Source organism: Wolbachia endosymbiont (group B) of Melanostoma mellinum (assembly GCF_947251465.1).
Classification (GTDB): domain Bacteria; phylum Pseudomonadota; class Alphaproteobacteria; order Rickettsiales; family Anaplasmataceae; genus Wolbachia.
Map to the genome: position 1 here is coordinate 729,757 of NZ_OX366366.1, position 21,816 is coordinate 751,572.

General features: G+C 33.4%; 15 protein-coding genes. 8 read left to right on the plus strand and 7 right to left on the minus strand.

The genetic code is table 11. The features are described 5' to 3' along the window. Positions 1–138 precede the first annotated feature (138 nt). The 3 genes from OPR42_RS03335 to rimM are packed head-to-tail and all read right to left on the minus strand — an operon-like array spanning position 139 to position 1,958. Complete coding sequence (locus OPR42_RS03335) at positions 139–831, minus strand: inositol monophosphatase family protein (RefSeq protein WP_064085955.1); 693 nt, start codon at positions 829–831, stop codon at positions 139–141. Next, positions 832–1,398 (minus strand): elongation factor P, encoded by a 567-nt coding sequence (gene efp / locus OPR42_RS03340; protein ID WP_010403241.1) that lies wholly within the window; start codon positions 1,396–1,398, stop codon positions 832–834. Positions 1,399–1,457: 59 nt separating this feature from the next. Beyond that, a complete protein-coding gene (rimM, locus tag OPR42_RS03345) occupies positions 1,458–1,958 on the minus strand; it encodes a ribosome maturation factor RimM (RefSeq protein ID WP_265041811.1) in 501 nt (166 codons plus the stop codon). 97 nt (positions 1,959–2,055) lie between these two features. On the opposite strand from rimM, the gene OPR42_RS03350 reads away from it, so the two are divergent. Next, complete coding sequence (locus OPR42_RS03350) at positions 2,056–5,706, plus strand: DEAD/DEAH box helicase (RefSeq protein WP_265041812.1); 3,651 nt, start codon at positions 2,056–2,058, stop codon at positions 5,704–5,706. On the opposite strand, the gene OPR42_RS03355 is transcribed toward OPR42_RS03350, so the two are convergent. Next, positions 5,703–6,872, minus strand: a complete 1,170-nt coding sequence (locus OPR42_RS03355; protein ID WP_264686799.1) for an aspartate aminotransferase family protein — start codon at positions 6,870–6,872, stop codon at positions 5,703–5,705. The genes OPR42_RS03350 and OPR42_RS03355 overlap by 4 nt on opposite strands. Before the next feature lie 64 nt (positions 6,873–6,936). On the opposite strand from OPR42_RS03355, the gene OPR42_RS03360 reads away from it, so the two are divergent. The 6 genes from OPR42_RS03360 to tnpC all read left to right on the plus strand — a co-directional run bounded on the left by OPR42_RS03360 (position 6,937) and on the right by tnpC (position 17,519). Next, positions 6,937–8,364 (plus strand): sensor histidine kinase, encoded by a 1,428-nt coding sequence (locus OPR42_RS03360; protein ID WP_265041813.1) that lies wholly within the window; start codon positions 6,937–6,939, stop codon positions 8,362–8,364. A gap of 176 nt (positions 8,365–8,540) precedes the next feature. Continuing rightward, complete coding sequence (locus OPR42_RS03365; RefSeq protein WP_265041814.1) at positions 8,541–9,278, plus strand: WD_0702 family putative metalloprotease; 738 nt, start codon at positions 8,541–8,543, stop codon at positions 9,276–9,278. 71 nt (positions 9,279–9,349) lie between these two features. After that, positions 9,350–10,360 carry a tRNA (adenosine(37)-N6)-threonylcarbamoyltransferase complex transferase subunit TsaD gene (gene tsaD / locus OPR42_RS03370; RefSeq protein WP_064085270.1) on the plus strand — a complete coding sequence of 337 codons (1,011 nt, stop codon included), beginning with the start codon at positions 9,350–9,352 and terminating at the stop codon, positions 10,358–10,360. Positions 10,361–10,583: 223 nt separating this feature from the next. Then, on the plus strand, positions 10,584–14,102 hold the full coding sequence (locus tag OPR42_RS03375) for an ankyrin repeat domain-containing protein (protein ID WP_265041815.1): 3,519 nt from the start codon (positions 10,584–10,586) through the stop codon (positions 14,100–14,102). A gap of 294 nt (positions 14,103–14,396) precedes the next feature. Next, a complete protein-coding gene (locus tag OPR42_RS03380; protein WP_265041816.1) occupies positions 14,397–16,100 on the plus strand; it encodes a type I secretion system permease/ATPase in 1,704 nt (567 codons plus the stop codon). A 66-nt stretch (positions 16,101–16,166) separates the two neighbouring features. After that, entirely contained in the window at positions 16,167–17,519 is a 1,353-nt protein-coding gene (gene tnpC, locus OPR42_RS03385) for an IS66 family transposase (RefSeq protein WP_264330462.1), read from the plus strand. A 210-nt stretch (positions 17,520–17,729) separates the two neighbouring features. Here the strand turns inward: tnpC and OPR42_RS03390 are convergent, their stop codons facing one another. From OPR42_RS03390 to OPR42_RS03400, 3 genes are all read right to left on the minus strand, one after another. Continuing rightward, positions 17,730–18,491 (minus strand): hypothetical protein, encoded by a 762-nt coding sequence (locus OPR42_RS03390; RefSeq protein WP_265041817.1) that lies wholly within the window; start codon positions 18,489–18,491, stop codon positions 17,730–17,732. 57 nt (positions 18,492–18,548) lie between these two features. Next, on the minus strand, positions 18,549–19,811 hold the full coding sequence (locus tag OPR42_RS03395; protein ID WP_265041818.1) for a pyruvate dehydrogenase complex dihydrolipoamide acetyltransferase: 1,263 nt from the start codon (positions 19,809–19,811) through the stop codon (positions 18,549–18,551). Positions 19,812–20,095: 284 nt separating this feature from the next. Further along, positions 20,096–20,590 (minus strand): WBM0748 family T4SS-associated protein, encoded by a 495-nt coding sequence (locus tag OPR42_RS03400; protein WP_010403296.1) that lies wholly within the window; start codon positions 20,588–20,590, stop codon positions 20,096–20,098. A gap of 236 nt (positions 20,591–20,826) precedes the next feature. Here OPR42_RS03400 and OPR42_RS03405 point away from each other — a divergent pair, with 236 nt between their 5' ends. Then, positions 20,827–21,696, plus strand: a complete 870-nt coding sequence (locus OPR42_RS03405; RefSeq protein ID WP_265041820.1) for a hypothetical protein — start codon at positions 20,827–20,829, stop codon at positions 21,694–21,696. The last annotated feature ends 120 nt before the right edge of the window (positions 21,697–21,816 follow it).

Below are 21,816 nucleotides of genomic sequence, written 5' to 3' on the forward strand. Positions count from 1 at the left end.
TCACGTGCTGGAATGACACCTATTTGTTCCTATAGTTGTCTTTTCTCGTCTATCTTATTTTGCCACCCTGCTGCAATGAGGGGTAGGTAAGACCATTTATTATTTTCACTACGTGACTTTTGCTCTTTTGAATGAACTTTAGTTTATATCTCCAGCAATGACAAGCGCGTTATCTTCCCTTAATCTCCCACCGCTTTCTTGCAGAAAAAGCCTACCGAGTGAAGTTTTATATTTATTAATTCCAGAGTAAATTATTCCATTGTATCTTCCGGCAGCAAGATATGCAAAACCTAGTACCGTTGAGCCAAGGGAGCGTAGATTATTATTGTCAAGTGGTAATTTATTTAACAAATTACCACTTATGTCTATTATTCCCCCTTCACGAGCTTTCATCCGCATTTTTACATGGCGAGATTTGAAATCTTCAAGAAAAGCTCCTTTCTTTTCCTCTGCCCAGAAAGTTTCTCTAAGCGCTGGAGCATCAATCACAGCTGCTACAACTCTGTTTTTATGAATGAGACAAACTGATACTGCAAAATAAACCATACAACTAAAAAGGTTTTCCTTGCCTTCTATAGGCATAATAAACCAAGTATAACTGCCGTCTTTTAGATCTTGGCCCACATCGTCTTCAAAAATAAAGTCATAGTTCTGGTTGTAGTTTTTCAAGCAATCGTATATAAGTTGCTTGGATTTTGAATAAGTTTTATTGATAAAGTCTGCTGACTTAACGCTTGAAATTTGCAATTCATTAAAATCACGTATAAGCTGCTTGGAGGCACTGCGTACAGAATCAAGCATCACATTGATTCGTGGTGATGAAATGGCCATTTACTCTTTTACTCTTTCGTAATAGCTGTTATCAGGAGTATGTACTACAATTTTATCCCCTTCTTTTATAAATTGAGGCACGTTAACACGTATTCCGTTTTCCAAAATTGCAGGCTTATAAGAAGCAGTAACAGTCTGCCCTTTGATAACAGACTCTGTTCCTTTTACAGTTAGTGTAACGTGATCAGGCACATGTGCAGAAATTATTTTATCTTGATAAGTTACTACTTTAATTTTCATATTATCTTGCAAATAAGCCTTCTTTTCCCCTAATAAGTCTAAATTTATAACAATCTGCTCGTAACTACTTGGATGCATAAGATTTACGATATTCCCTTCAGTAAAGAGATAAACATATTCCTCTTCATCTAAAATTGCCCTTCTGATTGTTGCATCAGAGCGAAACCTCTCATAGTACTTTGCTCCTGTTTGGATATTTTTCATTTCAGCTTGTATATATGCACCACCCTTACCAGGTTGAGTATGCATAATACTTATAACCGAAAATAAACCACCGTTATGTTCTAGTACCTGACCTGGCCTGATATCATTAGCCCTTTCTGCCATAATTACACTTTTAATTTAGTCTGATGATTATAAATAACTTTATACAAATATCAAAATTTTTATTGGCCAATGAATTCTGGCATGTTGATTACTATATATCTTTCCTTCATGTTGATGTATGGAAATATTTCTTTAGTGAAAGATAGCATAATGTTTTTTTTTGTGCTGATAACCAAAATTTCTAATATATCCTCTGAGCCAAAATTATGTACAGACTTCACATAGCCATATAATTCATTACTTTCTAATCTTACTTCCATATTCACAAGATCATTTTGGTAAAATTCATCCTCATCATTTAATTGTGGTAGCTTATTTCTCTCTATATATAACTTTTTATTTCTTAAAAGTTCTGCTTCATTACGGGAGTTCACACCGCTAATTGTTGCTATTACTAAATTATTACTGACAACAGACACCAAGCTTATTTTATAATTTTCACTTTCGCTTATTAGTTCACCATATAGGAAAATATTTTCGGGCTTTTCAGTAAAGGTTTTTATCTTAACAGCTCCTTTGATTCCATGAGGAGAAGTAATTATTCCGAGGCATATATTCATATTAATATGATAGTTGAAATCAGCTTTTTGTCCATAGAATTGACAATTTACTGAATTAACATACAATTAATATTGTAATAATTATAGCGGGTAATGTGTGAGTTCTATCAGCAATCAAGAAAAGCAAAGTATTATAAGTAGCTTAGAAAAAATCAACTGCAAGCTAAAAGGTGAATCTATAAAACTTGATGATACAAAGGAATCTATAATAGTAGCACGTCGTAAACCTGTTGTTGAAGAGGCATTAGAACATTTACGCAACCCTTCTACTACTAACTGTAATGTTCTGATCGATGCAGAAACTGGGTTTGGCAAGACTTACGATATTGGAATGTGGAGCCATGTACTAGCCCAAGCAGGGTTTCATCATCTGGTTGCAGTACCAAACAGTGATCTAGTAAACCAAGCTAAAAAAATGATGAGTAGTGCATTTACTGTAAACATTAGGACACCCAAAACTGCTGAGGAAATTAAAAATGCACTGCAGGAAACTGAACCTACAATAATTATAATAACACATGACCTGCTATTACAGCAAGAAAATGATCGGAAATTAAAAGACCAAAATACCAAGTTGTGGATTAGTGTTGATGAAGCAGACAGTATTAATAAGCAGCAGGATTTTGAGAACATGTGCAAGCTTGATGAGAAATATCCTACGACTTACCTCACTGCAACACCAAAGAGAAGGATTTTAAATAGATGCGGAAAAGTTATCAGCCCGACAAGATTGAGTAGACGTTGTATTGCAAACGCCATCGAAACAGCAAGTGTTATTGCAAAAACCAATAGGAGAACAAATTTCACTCTAGCATTTGTAGTGAATATTGCTGTTACTATAATACCTATGATTACATTATTTCCTGTTATAAATAGTAATGTTGCTGCTGTAATTGGTCTAACTTCAGATTATTGGCTGTATTCTGCTTTGATTGGAAACTTATATTATACAATTTCTATGTTTATATTTGGTATAGTAATGTTGCCAATTTGGTGGGTACTAACTAAAGCAACTGGTGTAGAGTCAAAAGAACTGCTTTCTAGATTTCTTGCTAACGTGCGTAGCTTATTTACTAGAGAAAAATCGAGCCCAGCTCATGAATATGTTGAAGAGAGCGAAGAAGTTTTTAATTACAATAAGCTTGTTGATACCGATGATTTATTAACTTCTATAAGATGGAATGTGCAAAGCCCAATTGGAGAAAGTGCTCTGCTTTTAGCTGATGATGTAAATAGTATAGTTAATCTTAACTTTGCGTTGCAGGGTAGAGATAATTTAGTATATGAAGGTAGTACACGTTATGAAGTGTATAATAAATTTCAGCCTGAAGGGATGTCTTATCAAGACTATAGGCTCAAGTTACGCGAAGCGAACTTTATAAGCTGCGTTAAAAAGCAACATCCTAGTCTGACAGAAGAGCAGATATCTGAATTAAAAGAAAAGGTGGATTTCAGTAGTACTGCTGAATATCTAAAATATAGAGTAATGCATTCAATGATCGATCTTACTCTCTCATATTTAATGAAGTGTGATAATATTACTTTAGATAAAAAAAGAAGAGAAGGTTTGAGTGAATTGATAGAAGATGTTAAAAAGAATGTTAGCACCACTAATGATAACAATATTATAAGCTACCTAGAGAGAAAAGGCTTTAGTGAGCAATTTGCTAGAGATGAGCTCTTACTGCAAATAAAGACAGTAATTGAAGCACTGAGTAAAAGTGATAATGAGCAATGCAGCTTAATAGTTGATAATTGGCGCTTAAGCAAAGAGCTCCATGACCTCATGGAAAGAGAGGAAGGTATACTACATAGTCTCATTGATTTCTGCAAACAAAATAAATGTATCTTTGCAGGAATTGGGAAAAATGATCTTGGTATTGGAGAAAATAGACCCTTTTCAGCGATAATACGTAATCAAATAGGTAAATATCGAACTATTTATTGTGATTATGAAAAAAGAGATTTTGATTCATTGGCTAAATATGCGTTGACAACGGTTATAGATGGATCGAAAGGTCGTGGATTTGATAGTGAATATAATCATGTTGCATCAATATTTGCAGATTCGGTTAGTCAGTTCAATAATCCATCTGAAGCCCTACAGAATCTTGGAAGAAATAGAGAGCGTAATGAGAGCAGACAATCATGGTTTTTCGCTGCTGCAGGTGAAGAAGTTGAGCTATTTGTGAATAAGATCTTAGCAAATTTTAAAAAGGAACCACAGAAATTTTGTCAGAAAGTTTTGTTTCCAGCTACTAATAAATACAATAAGTTGCTAAAAAATAGAATGGGAGAAGAACTTGGAAGAAAAATAGAAATCTATATTAGTAAAAATATTGATGCATTAGGAAATATTGATGATTCAGCTCTGAAGAAGTTTTCTAGTGATTTGATAAAAGAAACGTATGAAAAAGTTCATGATATAAATGATTTTGATGTCAAAAAGACAGAACAAGATTTACATAGGATTTTAAAAAGTACAGAGGCATACCTTCGTTCATATGAGAACAGAATTAAAAACAACGGTAAATTATCTTGCACACGCTCAGCTTTATTTTCTGTGGGGAGTGCTATAACAAAGGTAATGTATTATCTTTGGGCAGGGTTTGACTATTTAGTCTTTTTGGCTAAAGCGTACAATATAGATAAATCTGGAGATACCAGTGCAAGAGCGTATGTACACATAATCAGAAACTGTCACTGTGAAAGTAGTGTGAAGGCGCAAAATGTATTGGTTCATGCATTAGAAATTGCCAAAGAACATGACAGCAGTTTCAAAAGAAATAGTTTGTACGAAGGCAATGAGGATAGATGTAAAGAAAAAATCATCTCATATTTTCAATCCAAGCAATATATACGTGCATTAGATAGAACAATTGCTCAAATTGAAAATAAACACTTGGTAACAATTTTGAAAGCTGTAGGCTACGAAGATGATGCTAATAAAATGGCACAAGAAATCAAAGATTTTTTATGTGATTTAAAGAATTTAAATTGTGTAGACTTGAGAGAAAAATATTATCAAGGCAGCTTATATCAAGAAAGCAAATTATACAAAATCAATAATCAAGTTAGTACGATAATTGATGAAATTGTAAGGTGTCATAAGTGGCATCATGGAATAGAGGACTTAGAGCTAAAATTAAAAATCAACCATAATATTTTTGAAGTCAGAGTTAACAATGATTTTTCTAAGTTACTTGAGAAAAACTTTAACAAACGCTCTAAAGAAAGGACATATCTAGGTAGAGCTATGTTACTTATTGGGTTTATAATTTCAATAGAGCTTATAGGTAGAATATCATCAGGTCAGACCATGCCATTGCCTTTACTTTGCGTTTTTATAGTATTTGGACCACTGGCACTCTTGTGTGGTGCATTGTTATATGAAATAACAACCTATTTAGTGAGAGGAGCATTTTTTACTTTTGGAGTGCCAGTTGTGTTAGAGGAGCTATTTAAATTCATTGTTAAAAACAGTTTAATGCAGAAGTTATTAGATGTGGCATTATCGTTTGGTAATGGTGCTTTCTTAGGTGTTGAGAAGAGTGCCGTGCAATCTTTTATATTTGAAGATGCAACAAAATTTGACTCACTAAGTGATATAAATGAGCTTACACTGATAAGAGAACAGGAAAAGGCAAAGTGTACAAATGAAGTAGCTGATAAAGTTGTAGCTACTGCTTTATCTGCAATTTTGATACAGCCAACAACTAGTGAGCAGGAAGGTTTAGTTTTTAACTAGAACTTTTCAGATAAATACTGAGTGAGGATTTCAATGCCTTCATCAATCTCTTTTTCAGTGATAATGAGTGGAGGCAAGATTCTTAGAACATTATCTGATGTTACTCCAACAGTAAGTAAACCACGGTGACTTAGCTCTTCTGCAAATTTTTGGTTATTCATTTTTACTTTTATTCCTAGCATCAACCCCTTTCCTCTCACTTCTTCTATCATTGGAAACTTGCTTGCTAAATTTTCTAGTTTGTTTTTTAAGTACTTACCTCTAACTTCAACATTTTCTAAGAAGCCAGGGCTGAGCAATTCATCCAATACAGCATTACCTACTGAAGTTGCAAGTGGATTACCACCAAAAGTAGAACCATGCATACCGACCGCCATGTACTTAGCAACCTTTTCAGTTGCAAGACAAGTCCCCAGAGGGAAACCTCCTCCTATTCCTTTTGCAAGAGCACATATGTCAGGCTTAATTCCTATGTGTTCATATGCAAATAACTTTCCTGTCCTGCCAGCACCGCACTGAACGCAATCAAAAAATAGCAGTATGTCGTTTTCGTTACATAGTTCTCTTAGCTCTTTCATGAAGACTTCACTCATTACTTTAATACCACCTTGTCCCTGTATTGGTTCTATTAATATAACACCTATGCCATTAGAAATTGCTTTCTTTACACTCTCAATATTGGGCTCTATGTTATCACACCAGTCAATATAAGGATTCAGTAATTCAGAAAATTTCTGTCTATCGTTTGTTGCACAAGTTAAAAATGTCCTTCCATGAAATGCACCATGAAATGTTAGAATTCTATAGCGATTTTTATTACCTTTTCCATTTTGATAGGCCCTAGCGATTTTAAGTCCACATTCCACTGCTTCTGATCCAGAATTTGCAAAAAATACAGTATTAGCAAAGCTGTTGTTTATTAAATTTTCTGCAAATTTGTTGGCAGTAGATATATTATAGGTATTTGATATATGCCATAGTTTTTCTCCTTGTAATTTTAGGACATCAGTTAATCGTGGGTTGGCATGACCTAAACTGCTAACAGCTATTCCAGAGTGAAAATCTATATAGCGCTTATTATCGATATCATACAAGTAAATACCTTTGCCATAAGAAAAATTTATGTTAACAGGAGAATAAACTGGCAAGATAGGAGAAATTGTCATAAAAGTATGATATGCTAATTTTTTATTAATACCATAAAAGACGTTATTTCACAATTAGAAGAATATGTATAAATTAAGTAAATTAATTTTTACTACACTAAAAACAAATAGATATACAAAAATTATCTCGCTATTCTTATTAATTTTTGTGGTTTTATTGGGCACAATATACCGCAGTTATTCATTAAATAATAATTTTCTTTCTTTTTACCGTAATTCAAATGCAAACTTAAAAGATCTATTGGAAAATAGTATAATAAAAAAATATCATTATTTACTAATAGAAAAACATCATATTAAATATAACAGTTTTGATTACATAAACCAGTTGGTAAAATTGCGTGCTGAATTGTTACAATCAGTAAGCAAAGTAAGAAATTTTAGCTTAATACTGTATGATCAAAATGCCAGAGTAATTTTCAGTAATTTTAATACTCAAGGTCATGACTATGAGCAGTTGCTTACAAATGATGAAATTGATAAATTGCTAAGCAATCAAGAAATATTTTACGCTACAGGAAATACATTAACTTCTACTTTCCCTATATTTCATGAAGATGACATTAAGCCTTCATTTTTTTTGAAGATCATTCAAAGCTATAATGACTCTTATATTATGGTATATAGTCTATTTTCAATATTAATGGGCTTATTACTGGTTATCTTAATACTAATAATGCTTTATTTGCACTTTTCCAATACCCAAATGCTAGCCAAGCAGCATAAAACTAATATTGAATTACAAAGGGTTAAAGAGGCATTAGAGCAAGAAAATGCAAATAAGATAAAATTTTTTGCAAGTGTTACACATGAGTTGCGTACACCTCTTAATGCTATTATTGGATTTGCAAAGTTGATCAAAAATGAAACTTTAGGTTCGGTAGATCACTCTAAATACAAGGAATACGTAGACGATATATATAATGCTGGTACACATTTACTTGCTTTGATTAATGATGTGCTCGATTTTTCTAAAGCTGAATCAAGTAGTTTAACAGTAGAGAAAGTGAAGTTTAATCTGAATAAGATAATAGATTCGTGCTTAAAAATGTTATCACCTAAACTAAAAGAAACAGGTATTAGTTTAAAGAAAGAGATATCTGATAAACAATTATTAGTTATCGCCGATCCCAAAAGAATGAAGCAAGTTATAATAAATTTGTTATCAAATGCAATCAAGTTCACTCCTCAAGGTGGTTTAATAAGAATGATTATTAAAGAGAATATAGAAAAAAATTTATTAACTATTGAGTTTCATGATAATGGAATAGGGATAATGCAGCAGGACATATATAAAGTTATGTCCGTTTTTGGCCAAGCAGATTCGGGATATAGAAACGAAGGCACAGGTATCGGATTACCTCTAAGCAAGAAATTAGTAGAGTTAATGGGTGGGACTTTCAACATTCAAAGTGAAGCAAAACTTGGTACTACGATAACATTGAGCTTCTTTTATGAAGAGCAAACATGTGAAAAGTTGATTGATTTTTAGTAAAATATATTTGATATTGCACTTTTATATCTAGTACATTCCTAAGTCATACTGACGTGATACCTCTTGGCTAATAATAAGTAGCGGAATGTAAGTAAATTAAACTTTTTTAGCTATACTTCCTGAAAACACTTTATAATTCTTGAGCATAAAGAAAATTCCTTTAATAATGAAGCATGCTAATCAGGAACTTAATAAAACAAGCAACTCAAGTAGGAAATAGTGAAAACGTAATACAATATGTCAAATATCTCTATCAATTTGAGAAGTTTAGAAATACATTAAACCTCACTTTGTCACTAATAAAGCAAACTAGACTCTCGTTTGAAATATATCAAGAAGGATTAGTGGATATGGAAGAGGGAGTGTGTAAGACAATTCGTTCTTCTGGTTTAAATAAGTATGTTATTGTGCTAAGAAGGTCAAATCCTTACATCATAGTACATGAACTTTCACATATGGTTGAAAATGAACTGAACTTAAGCTTAGAGCAAGAATTTCTCTATAAAGTTTATCAGGATATTGAGCAGAACTTAAAGCAGTCAAATATTCTGGTACAAAAAATTATTGGTCAAATTATATTTAAGGAGATACAAGTTTACCAAACTCCAAAATCACGTGCGTCTGAGTTATTCGCACGCTATTTTGAGCTGTTTGCTTGGGCTCAGGAAGTTTATCCTAAAGATAAAGAATATCTAATTCGCACTCAAGATTTAAATAAAGTATTTCTTGCTACTAACCAATGGAAAAAGAGATGCCTGGATCGACAAATAATGAAGATAATAGATAAAGAAGTAAAGGAGTATAGCAATAAAACTGCCTTTAAAGATATAAACAAAGTACAAAGCAGTTGGACTAATAAATTTTCCTCTGGGAGTAAAAAAATTGGTTCTATATTTGGAGATGATAATTAGCTTAACAGAACAAAGTTCACTTCTTCAACATTTCAAGTTATAGTTCTCACAATTAAAGAGTTCAAATATATATGAAAACTATATTAGCTGTTGAAACAAGCTGTGATGAAACTGCAGCAGCAATTGTAAATAGTAATAAGCAAGTCCTTGCTCACGAAATTCTTTCTCAGGAAGAGCACAAAAAACGCGGTGGGGTAATACCTGAAATAGCGTCACGTGCTCATATGAAGCATTTAAGTGGTCTAGTAAAAAGCGCTATAGAAAAATCTAACCTTAACTTTTGTGATCTAGATGCAATTGCAGCAACATCAGGACCAGGACTCATAGGTGGACTAATAGTTGGTACAATGATGGCTAAAGCAATTTCGCATGTAGCACAAAAACCGTTTATTGCAGTTAATCACTTAGAGGCACACACATTAGTTATTAGGCTGCTATATGAGGTTAAATTTCCATTTCTAGTCCTACTTATATCGGGTGGCCATTGTCAATTTTTAATTGCACAGGATGTAGGTAAGTATATTAAACTTGGAAAAACACTTGATGACTCGCTGGGTGAAGCGTTTGATAAAATTGCTAAGATGCTGGATCTAAGCTATCCTGGAGGTCCATTGATTGAAGAGTTAGCTAAAAAAGGTGATGGTATGAGATTTAAGCTGCCAAGAGCAATGATAAAACGTTCTGGATGTGACTTCTCATTTTCTGGAATTAAAACAGCAGTAAAAAACTTAGTTAAAGAGCTTGCAATGAGCAAGCAAGATGTTTGCGATATGTGTGCTTCGTTTCAAGAGTGTATTAGCGACATATTACTCGATAGAGTCAGAAATGCTATTGATATCACTGCATCTTTAAATATTAAAATCAATGATTTTGTAATTACCGGTGGAGTTGCAGCAAATAATTTTCTGAAGGAGAGATTGAAAAAATACATAGATTTGAACGTGCTTTCTCCTCCAAGCAATTTATGTACAGACAATGCAGTGATGGTTGGATGGACAGGAATTGAAAGGTTACAGAGAAACTATGTAGATTCTCTTGACTTTGCACCAAGGCAAAAGTGGGAATTAGAAAAATATTACTAGCACAAAAAATTATCTACTATATAATGCGGCCGCTGGTGAATTTTTGTAGGCTTAAAAATTACAGTGGTATCTACTAAAGCCTTATTCACTACCGGCATTATTATTTATGAGGTACAGTATGTTCAAAAATAAATTTGACACAGTTACTAATGTTTTCAAAGCTAAATCTAGTACAAGCGCAAAGACAATCAGGTAGGGTTTATTTGTTGCGGTAAACGTTGGTATGGCCAAAGCAATTAGTAATATAGACCTCTCTTCATTACAAGGCAATTCAGAAGATAAAGTCAATAAGCAAGACCTAATAATCATATATGATTATATTAACAAAGTAACTCAAGAAGAAAACTATAATATATGTACTAATAATCTTGATTATATAAAAAGCAGGATTTTAGAAGAAAATATAAGTGATTCATTAGCTGAAAAATTTTGTCAAGATGGATGGAATATAATAAGTAATGATGGTTCTTCGCTATTAACAGTGGCTATTGAAAGAATTAGGGAAAGACAACAAAAGAAAAATAGGGATTGTGATATTAAAATGGCTGTATCTCTAATTCTTGGTATGAAGAAAGAATTGATTACAAAACTGGAGAATTTTGCAGATAGTAATGATAAAACACTTCTACATTATTTAGCTGAGTTGGGTAAAGAAGATATTTTACGTTTTGTGATAGAAAATTCTAATTTTGACATTGAAGAAGCATTAAGGAATAAAGATAGAGATGGCAAAACACCACTACACTATGCGGCTAAATCTGGTAATAAAGAATGCTTGAAAATTCTCATAGAAAATGAAGCAGATTTTAGTTGCACTACCAATAATAAAACTGAGTTACACTATGCTGCCAGAAGCGGAAGTCCTAACCTCCTAGAATATTTAAAAGAAATATTGACAGCAAAAGGAATTTTTGATAAGGAGAAAATTAAAACAGATAAATATGGAAATAACGCATTACACTATGCTGTGCAATCTGGAAATGCTGAGTGCATAAAATTCTTCATTGATAATCAAGTACAATTTTTAAAAAATAAATATAATGAGAATCCTTTTCATAAGATTGCAGGTAACTCAGAAACTCAAGAAAATGCCATAAATTTTCTTATAAAGCATCTAAAATTTTTAGGTAGACCAAACAGTAAAATTGATCAAGAAAATGTAGATGGTAACACCCCATTGCATATAGCTGCAAAACATGGAAATAAACAGCTAATAGAATTGTTTATTAAATCAGGTGCAAAAATTGTTCAGAATAAACAAGGTAACACCCCCTTACATATTGCTATTATACATGGTAATACATATTGTATAGAGCTATTTTATGAAAATATAGGAAATAGCATACTTCAATCCAAAGGTGAGTATGGAAGAGATCTTGTACATTTAGCTGCAATGTACGGGAAGTATGATTGTCTAACATTTTTACTCAATAAATTTCCTGATTACGATTTAAGTACAGAAACACGCAAAGGAAATATGGCCCTACACTTAGCTCTATCGAGTAATACAGAAACAGAACTAAGAAAAAAATGTGTGAGTCTATTAATAGACAGAAGCATGCAAATAAATAAGAGTAATAATGAAGGAAACACCCCTTTACATTTTGCTGCCCAACTTGATTTATCGTTTTTAAGCATGATAGAAAAAAAGTTGGAAGAGAAGAAATTTGACGTTTATCAAGAGGTTTTGCGTGAGAATAGCAACGGTGACACCGTCTTTCATATGGCAGCACGTGTTGGTAATAAATCATGCCTTGAGCACCTTTTTAAAAAAGAGAGAGTGGGAGAAATATTAAGTAAGAAAAATAAGGATGGACAAACTTTACTACACTTATCTATCCTCAGTGGAAGAGTAGAATGCGTTAAGTATTTGGTAAAAAAAAGCCCAAAGGGTATTTTTTTAGAACAAAATACACAAAAAAAGTTGTTATTTGCAGCTATTTTGAGCGGCAATAAGGAATGTCTTGAATTTGTGTCAAAAGAACTTGTAGGTAAAAAGGTGGCTGCTAACATCAAAGTGTTATATGATGAAAATGACAATACACCGTTACACATGGCTGCTCTTGCCGACGACATAGGATTCTCTCAGTATGTTATTGAAAGTATTGCTAAGTCAATTATTAGGAACACAGTACCACTTTTTAACACAAACAGTCAAGGGCTTATACCTCTACATTTAGCTGCCATGAGCCTTAATGCTGAGTTAATAGAATATTTTATGACAGATAATCATTACCCCTATAATAAGAAAATGTTAAATGTTGTATCTAAATCTGGAAGAACAGCATTACACTATCTTGTAATGAGTGATAATGATTTTGAAAAAACTATAAATGAGGATTTTAAGCAAGGTCAATTTTTGAAAAAGTTGGTTTTAGAAAAGCGTAAACAAAATGAGCGCTTAAGGGAAAAAGCTATTAAAGCCTTATTCTACCTAACAATCAGCACCGGAGAGAAAACTGTAAATAAGAAGATAAATTTTGATATAAAGGATAATGCAAAAAAAACAGCTTTAGATTATGCTTTTAAACATGGCGACACAAATATCTTGAGGTTATTTTTAGATTTCTTTTATGAAATAAGGGAAAACAAAAAAAGGAAATATGATAGACTTAATATGGAAGATCAAGAAAGAAGCAAAAAGCTTCTAGAATACTATAATCTGGCCATGTCAATATCAAGTGTGATTATTTCTGTTTGCGTTAAGTATAATAATGCAGAACCTGAAAAGGAAGAAATTCTTACCTGGATTTCCATTGCATTTTCTTCGATATCATTTTTACTTATCTTATACAACTTAGTGATTGGCCTTCAAAAAGAACCTGTTAAACGTAAGATAGAAAACTATACTGAAAAAATGAACAGAATTGAAGAGGCTACAGGAAAGTTAGCTAAGACAAAAGTAGGGGATCATGATTTGGAGGAATACAACTCAATATTGGAACTATTAATAAAGAATGCAGAAGATATTTCACGATTGGAAAATGAACTTTACAAGTTTACGCATGAAACTAGATTAGAGAGTAAAGACAAACTCAATATTTCTCCTCAGAAAATGAGTAGGGGTGGTAGTGCAGTACCATGTTCGAATAAGTCTTTAGAAGGTAGAAAAAGTTCACCTGTTTTGAATGATTTAACAGCAAAACTTAGTCTGTTTTCAAGACGCAACAGTAGAGTACAAAATACAATGGACAAGTTAGATAATCCATCATGTGTAATTACTATAAATGAGCATCCAGAAATTAAACCAAAAGCTCCGAAAAACAAATTCAAGAATGTTGCAACCAAGCTAAAAATAGGCAATATCTTTAGTAAGAAAAAAGAAGATCTTATTGCTTCATCAAGCTTATCAGAAGGTGCTAATCAAGAGAATATTACAAAAATGAATGAAGAAAACTGTGGGTTGATAAAACGATTTGGTGATACCAATGGGTATTCAACATTTTCGACTCCTTTTAATCCAAGCGGTTCAACCTCAAGAGAAGAGTGTGGTAACAATCATAGTGCAGCGAGTCATGTGAGTTATGGTAGTGCAAATAATTCTGTGAGTGATAAGGAAGTTAGTAAATCTCCATCTCTAATACTTTCTAACTTTGAGGAGGGGATTACTGTTGACTGTTTTAAATTCGAAAGATATAGACCAAGGTTATATTCAAGTCCATCTTGTGTGAGAAAAAGAGCAATTACAGCTAGATCATTGGAATATGTAATACTTCCTGATCATATAGAAAGAGGAAAATAGATGCAGATTGTAATCACTGACTCTGATAGCATCAACTTTCAGAGGAGTGATAGTAAGCATTATAGTAAACTGTCATTGAGTAGTAGATAAGGAAAACATAGAACAATTGGCAAGGCTATCGTATAAGATTATAGTAGAGAAGGAATTAGATAGTCTTGCTATAAAAAAGTTTATGTTTTCCTATTCGCATATGTTAACATTTTATTATATTAACGATAGGGTAAGGCAATAGCTGTTAATACTTTTGAAATAAAAGTTATATATGGTGCATATAGTTAAGTTAAAAGGAAGATTGTGGAAATTACTCCATCAATAAAAAAAGAATTAAAGCAAAGTATACTATACACTTGTCTAGAGAAATGCAAGAGTGCGTTTTGGTTCATTTTCTGGTTTAGTTCAGGGATTAATGCGTTGATGTTATTTTTGCCACTCTATACTTCTCAGGTACTTGATCGAGTGATATCGAGCGAGAGTGTATCAACATTAGTTATGCTGACGATTATTACTTTATCTGCGTTTGCATGTTCTGCAATGCTTGAAACTTGTCGATATTTAGCCATGGCAAAAATTGGCGACTGGATTGATAAAACTGCAACACCAGACCTAATAGTAAGGTCAATTAGGCTAACATCAGTGCAGAGCTCAACTTCCAGCGGTGAAGCAATACGAGATCTTGGGGTAATAAAAAATTTCATTACAGGAAATGGTATATTTTCACTATTTGATACTCCATGGTCGTTAATTTACCTTGTTTTCATCTTTATGATACATACCTCTACAGGGTTTATAGCTATTGCCGGAATTATTATATTAGTTTCAATGGCAGTATGGAATGAACTTGCTACTAAGCGTATATTGAGAGAAACCAATGAAGAAACTATACGTAATATTAATGCTATAGATGTTGCAACACGAAATGCAGAGGTGGTTGAAGCTATGGGTATGTCAGAATTTATAGTTTCTGATTGGTGTAAACGGAATGATCAAAATCGTGCAATGCAAGTTACAGCGCAGAATCGTTCTAATGTGATTACTGGGATTACTAAGTTTTTACGCTCGACTCTCCAAATTTCAGTAATTGGAACAGGTGCATTACTCGCAATCACAGCTCACAAAACTGCTGGTAGTATCATTGCTGCCTCAATTTTGATGGGTAGAGTATTGGCTCCATTTGATGCAGCAGTTCATACTTGGAAATTTTTAAATCAAGCCAAAATGTCATATGGCAGGCTGCAAAGACTTATCCTAACATCACCAAAAAGAGAGCAAACTATGGCTCTACCAGAGCCTGAAGGGAAGTTGGAATTTGATAGAGTATTCTTTACTCCTTATGGGAGTAATAAGCCAACAGTAAAAGGAATATCATTTTTAATAGAACCAGGGGATGTAGTTGGTGTTATTGGCGCAAGCGCTTCTGGTAAGTCCACCATTGCCAAGCTAATTGTTGGTGTATGGAAACCCATATCTGGTGTAGTCAGACTAGATGGTGCTGATGTATACACTTGGAATCGAGAAAATTTTGGTAATTATGTTGGCTACTTACCTCAAGATATTGAGTTGTTCAACACTAGTGTTAAAGCTAATATTGCTCGAATGAGACCAGACCCAAATCCTGAAGAAATAATCAAAGCAGCAAAAACTGCAGGAATACATGAATTAATACTGAGCTTACCAAATGGGTATGATACAACAATAGGAGGACCTGGAGGAGTAATACTCTCTGGTGGCCAAAAACAGCTTCTTGGACTTGCAAGGGCTTTCTATGGTAATACTAAGCTTTTAGTTCTTGATGAACCGAATGCTAACTTAGACAGTAATGGAGAGGCGCGCTTGATTAATGCAATCAATGTTGCAAGAGAGCAAAATACTACCACTGTTATCATCACTCATAAGCTACCGTTACTATCCGTAGTTGATAAAGTGATTATCATGTCAGATGGTGTTATTTATGATATGGGGTATCCGTTCAGAGGTGTGGCAAGGATAAAAAACAATTGACATAATATATTAAAGTAGTAATAACACAAAATGTTGATAGTAAAGTAAGGCTAGATGCTTCAATTGTTGATCAGTATTGTAGAGTTATGTAAAAACTTAGAGCAGAAAGTAGCAAAGCTTGAAGAAAAAAATAAAATCTTAGAAATAGAGAATGCTGAACTAAGAGAGAGACTCGGCTTAAACTCAAGGAATTCATCTTTACCAAGTTCAAAAGAGCTGTACAAAATAAAAAAAGACACACCAGAAGATAAGTCAGAGGGCGGCAGGAAGATAGGTGGTCAAGTTGGACATAAGGGGAATTGCCGAGCTAAAATGGAAGCAGATGAGGTGGTGAAGGTAGAGTTACCAAATAGATGCGAGTGTGGTGAAGAAATCGCAATATCGGAAAAACCATATGTCTATCAAAAAGTTGATTTACCAGAAATTAAGCCTTACGTAGTTGAGTATCAATTAGAACATGGTCGCTGTCGTAAATGCGGAAAAAGAAGGAGTAGCAAATTACCAGAAGGAGTTACACCGGATACCTTTGGTCCTAGAGTTAAGTCAGTAGTTGCATCACTAAGTGGGTTTTATAAGAATTCAAAGCGAGAAATAGCGAATATTATGAAAGACATCTTTAACATGAGTATAAGTGTTGGTAGTGTGTCCAATAGTGAAGCAAGGGTTTCGTCAAAATGTAAAGAAGCCTATGAACAAATAGAGGAAGAAATAAAAGCAAGCGAAATTTTGCATATTGATGAAACCAGTCACTACAACAAAGGCAAATTGGGATGGTGCTGGATGTTTGCCAACAATAAAGCAAGTCTTATGAAGTTAGCAGATACAAGAGGAATGAAATTTTTAAAGAATAGTGCATTTTGTGATTACAAAAACCTGGTAATTACTGACAGATATGCAGTTTACAACCACTTCAGTGATGAAAAACGACAAATTTGTTGGGCTCACTTATTGAGAAATTTCGAGAGGTTATCTCATAGTTGGAATAGTGAAGTAATGAGACTTGGCCATTGTTTAAAAGACGCAGCTAATGGATTGTTTGTATTAAAAAACGCTTTGTCAGAAAATGAAATTAGTATTTCAAAGTTCACTAAGCAAGCTAAAGAATTACGAAGATACATACAGTACTGCATGATAAAAATATCTTATATACTTGAAGCAAAAGGAGCTTCACGAACGGTAAAGGGTATTATAAAATCCGAGTCAATGATGTGGACATTTTTGGATGACCCAGAGAATATTCCATTAACGAATAACCATGTTGAGCGACAGATACGGCATTATGTTGTCTATCGTAAGAATTCATATTTTGCACAGTCAGAGCGAGGGAATAGATTTCTTGAGCGGATAATTTCGTTGTATCTGACTTGGAAACAAAAGGAATTAAACCCTTTTCAAAACCTGCTAGCTGTTGTTTCTTAAACCACACCTCTGAACGGATACGATATGGGACCAAAAGATGAGATTTTGAGCAGATTAGTTGCTCCATCACCAGATGCCACAGAAGATAAACGTTCTTCAGCAAGTGGTTAAGAAAGAGAGAAGCTGTCACACTTCTCTTTCTCTTATAGAGTACTATATGCACAGTTTATAAAATCTTAAGAAATTGTTATTAGAAAAATCCAATAATGATTAGCCGCGGAACCTATTTGCTAATTCTCTCACATTGACCTTAGACATTTCTGATATAGGCTCTTGTGTATATGAGACATCAGATTTAACGCCTTTTTTGTCATGACCTTTAGTAATAGAACATACTACAGTATCAGCCTTTACATGCTTAACACTTGGATCTGATTGAAACCCATGCTTTCTTTCCATTTGTGCTTCAAGCTTACTGCTATCATGTGTAACCCTACACCTTTCTAGATTACGGTCACGTTTGTCAGGAGCTACATATCCATCTATATCACTACATAAGAACGGGCGCACTTTGAACCTGTCTAAACTAACACCATTTTCAACACTTGCAGAATTATGAGCTTTTCTATTATTGCGCATTTTATCTACAGCTTCCTTTATTTTTTCTTTTGATGGTTTTGGCAGCAGTGCTGGCTTATATGCACATGCTGGTAGTTCTGGAAATGAGTCCTCCTGAAACAGCAAATGACTTTGGTTTCTCTTACTATCTGATTCTTCAATATTCTTTATTGGTGTCTTGAAAGAGTTTTCATTTTTCTTTCTTAGATCTAACTCATTTAATCCGCTTCCAACATTATTTTTTCTTGTTGTAGTGTGAATAACACCTGGAAGTTTCACTTCATACTTAAATTTTTTACCAATGGTATCTATTGACTCATTAGATGAGGAATCTATTTGAAACCTATCGTTTGAAAATTTTGATTTTGTAGCATCAAAAGATATACTACGTTTTTCTATCTTTTTATCAGTCATATTTTACCTCTAAACCTATTAACTAACAAAAGTATAAACTAAGAGGTATTAATTTTATTATAATAATAAAGGCTCAAGAAGCATCACCGTAGGGTTTTCTATATAGTACTTAAAGGCATTTAAAAATTTTGCTCCGAGTGCTCCATCAACTGCTCTGTGGTCAACAGAGAGAGTAACTGTCATTACATCTGCTATCTCTATTTTTTCACTTATGACAACTGGTTGTTTTTTAGATGCGCCGACAGCCATAATGCAAGACTGTGGTGGATTGATTATAGCACTGAAAGTTTTTATACCAAACATGCCTAAATTAGAAATGGTAAACCCTCCTCCTTGAAATTCTTCAGGCCTTAATTTTCCAGATCGTGCTCTATTTACTAAATCTTTCACTTCTTTTGATATAGATAAAACACTTTTTTCATCAGCATTTTTTACTATAGGAGTAATAAGTCCATCCTCAAGCGCTACAGCAATTGAGATATCTATATTTGAATATTTTACTATCTTAGTATCTATCCACGATGAGTTTATGTTAGGAAATTTTTTCATGCTGAAAGCCACAGCTTTTATAATTAAGTCATTAATTGTTACTTTATTGTTCTCATTTGCTGAATTAACCTCATTTTTGAGCGATATTAGCTTATCAACGTGGCAGTCTACAGTTAAATAAAAGTGTGGAATATTTTGCTTAGATTCAACTAGGCGCTGCGCTATCACTTGGCGCATATTACTTACTTCAACTGTTGTATTTTCCTCAAATCTCTCATAGCTTTTAGTTTGATCTAAAAATTCTAATACATCAGCTTTGATGATACGACCATATGGACCTGTACCTTTTAATCGCTTTATATCAACACCTTCATTTTGAGCTATTTTTTTAGCTAAGGGGCTTACTTTTATTCTATTTTCTGTTGCTCTATCCTCTTTTTTAGATCCCAGTGTCACGCACTGGGATGACATTGAAGAGCTAGATGAAATCGAAGGGTTGGATGATACTGAAAAATCGGCTTCAACCTCCTTCTCAACCTTGGTATTGATGGCAGAAGCTAAATCAAGTGCGCTTTTATCTTCCCCTTCCTCTAACATTAGAGCTATCAGTTGATTTACAGGCACACCACTTGTTCCTTCCGACACTAAAATTTTTGCTAAAACTCCTTCATCGACAGATTCAAACTCCATTATGGCTTTATCAGTCTCAATTTCAGCGATTACATCACCTATTTCAACTTTATCTTGTTCTTTTTTACACCACTTTACAATTTTCCCTCCAGTTTTACTCATTGTTGGGGAAAGAGCGGGCATCAATATTTCTATAGGCATTTATTCTGCATTAAAAGATCTATTTAATTTTTAATTTACTCTTTACCCTATGTCAATCTAATCGTAAATCATGATACTTATATCATCCTAGTACGTGATGCTGGAATCTTGGTTGACTACTGTTATCCTACTATTTCTATTGCTTAGTCCTAGACAGAGTACAAATAGTAAGATCATCATGAAAATAGACGAATCTGTTATAATGGAAATAGAAAAATGTAGTGCTTACTATCCTCTCACAAACATATAGCTTGGGTACAGAAAAAATTTATATGAGGAGCTGGTTAAATTGATAAAAGATCAGAATTAATAGTAGTTTCCGAATCTTCTGTAGCAGGCTCTTCATGTGAAGCAGAGGACAGACTAACTTCTTTATCCTCTGTTCTCTGTATAGAACTACCACAAAAACTCCTTAACATCTCTTCAGCAGATGAATTTAAAATCTGTATAATAGACTTTTCACTTTGTTCTTTCAGCGATTGATCCATCTTAGAAATCAACTCGGAAAATTCACTACCTTCTTTTCTAGCTTCACTTTCTATCTTATTTTTTATGCTTTCTATATTACTTTGGTTAATTTCTTCTTTCGTTATGTTAAATGAATTAGCAATACCTTGATACTTAATCTCACAATCGCCACAGCCAACTATGCAAAGAGCAATAGAATCGGATATTTCACCTGCAGCCGAATTATGGATAGTGTAAGCTAAGCAATTGTCATGATATTTAATGCCAAGCTGTTGCTCTATCAATTCAGAAATTTCATTTTTTAAAGACATAAAGTACCTCCTTCTTACATTACTGTACCTTCTGATTAAAGTACAACAGCTGCTCCTAAATAGCAATCCATATATGGTTTACTTTAATAAATTATTAAAGTAAGAAGCTTTTACATCCTAAAACATAACTGAGATAAGCCAATGTAAAAAAATTTTTAAACGAGAATTATTGTATATATATTACTTATTTGGTAAAATTATTTTGGCAAAATAGCATATAAAAGTTGAGGCTAATTATGAATATTAAAGAACGAAAGGATTTACAACAGGAGTTATTAGGAATTGTTTTCAATATACTCATAGAAAGTGAAGATAGCGCCATAGAAGCTATGGAAACAAGAGCAGTAGAGATAATTAAAAAACTAAAGGAACACATTAATGATTATATAGAGTATGGTGGTCAAAAAAAGCCAATTTTAGATTGGGTTATTGTTTGTGATTCTCAGAATAATGTCAGACTAAATAACAAGTCGCTATTAAAATTTGAGAAGGCAATTAAGGATATTGGAGGAAGAGCACCGCTAAATGAAATAAAAAGTACAATAAGGTTATTAGTAGAACAAGCACAGCTAAATCATGTTAGAATTAGAGGTGAGAGAGAAGTACCACTAAACCTCTTTGAGGAAAACATAATAATGAGAGAGCGAAGAAGGGCAAGAGAACAACAAATGCGGCCAAATTTTATTAGAGAAAGAGAAGCGTCATTGAATCTCTTTGGAAACAGGGATGAAAATGTAATAATGAGAGGACAAATGAGGTCACGCTATATTAGGCGTATTAGACGTGAAAGAGAAGTACCACTTAGTTCAAAAATAGGAGAATTAATTGGTGTAGTTTCATCCATAATTGTAGGTGCTTTCATTGGTATAATGGTTGGTATGGTCATTGCTGGTTTATGTATTGAGCTTTGTGTAATCACCACTGCAGAACCGATTCTTCTCATCATGGGTGCTACTGCTGTTATAGGAGCTATTGTAGCAGGAACTGCTCCTGTATTAAAGCTAATAGAGATGTTTAAAGGTCAAGAACCTAATCTTTCTCCTAGTAGCGGTCTGGAAAGCTCTAATACTGAACATACTTATTTAAATAGGCAAAGAGTTATTTAGAAAAAAATTGGAAGAATGTTCAAAAAAGTCCATTTATAAAATACATCGGCTTAACTATGATCTTATAACTTAAGCTAATTAATTAAAAATTTTTGTTTTAGCGGTTAAATAAAGCCAGAT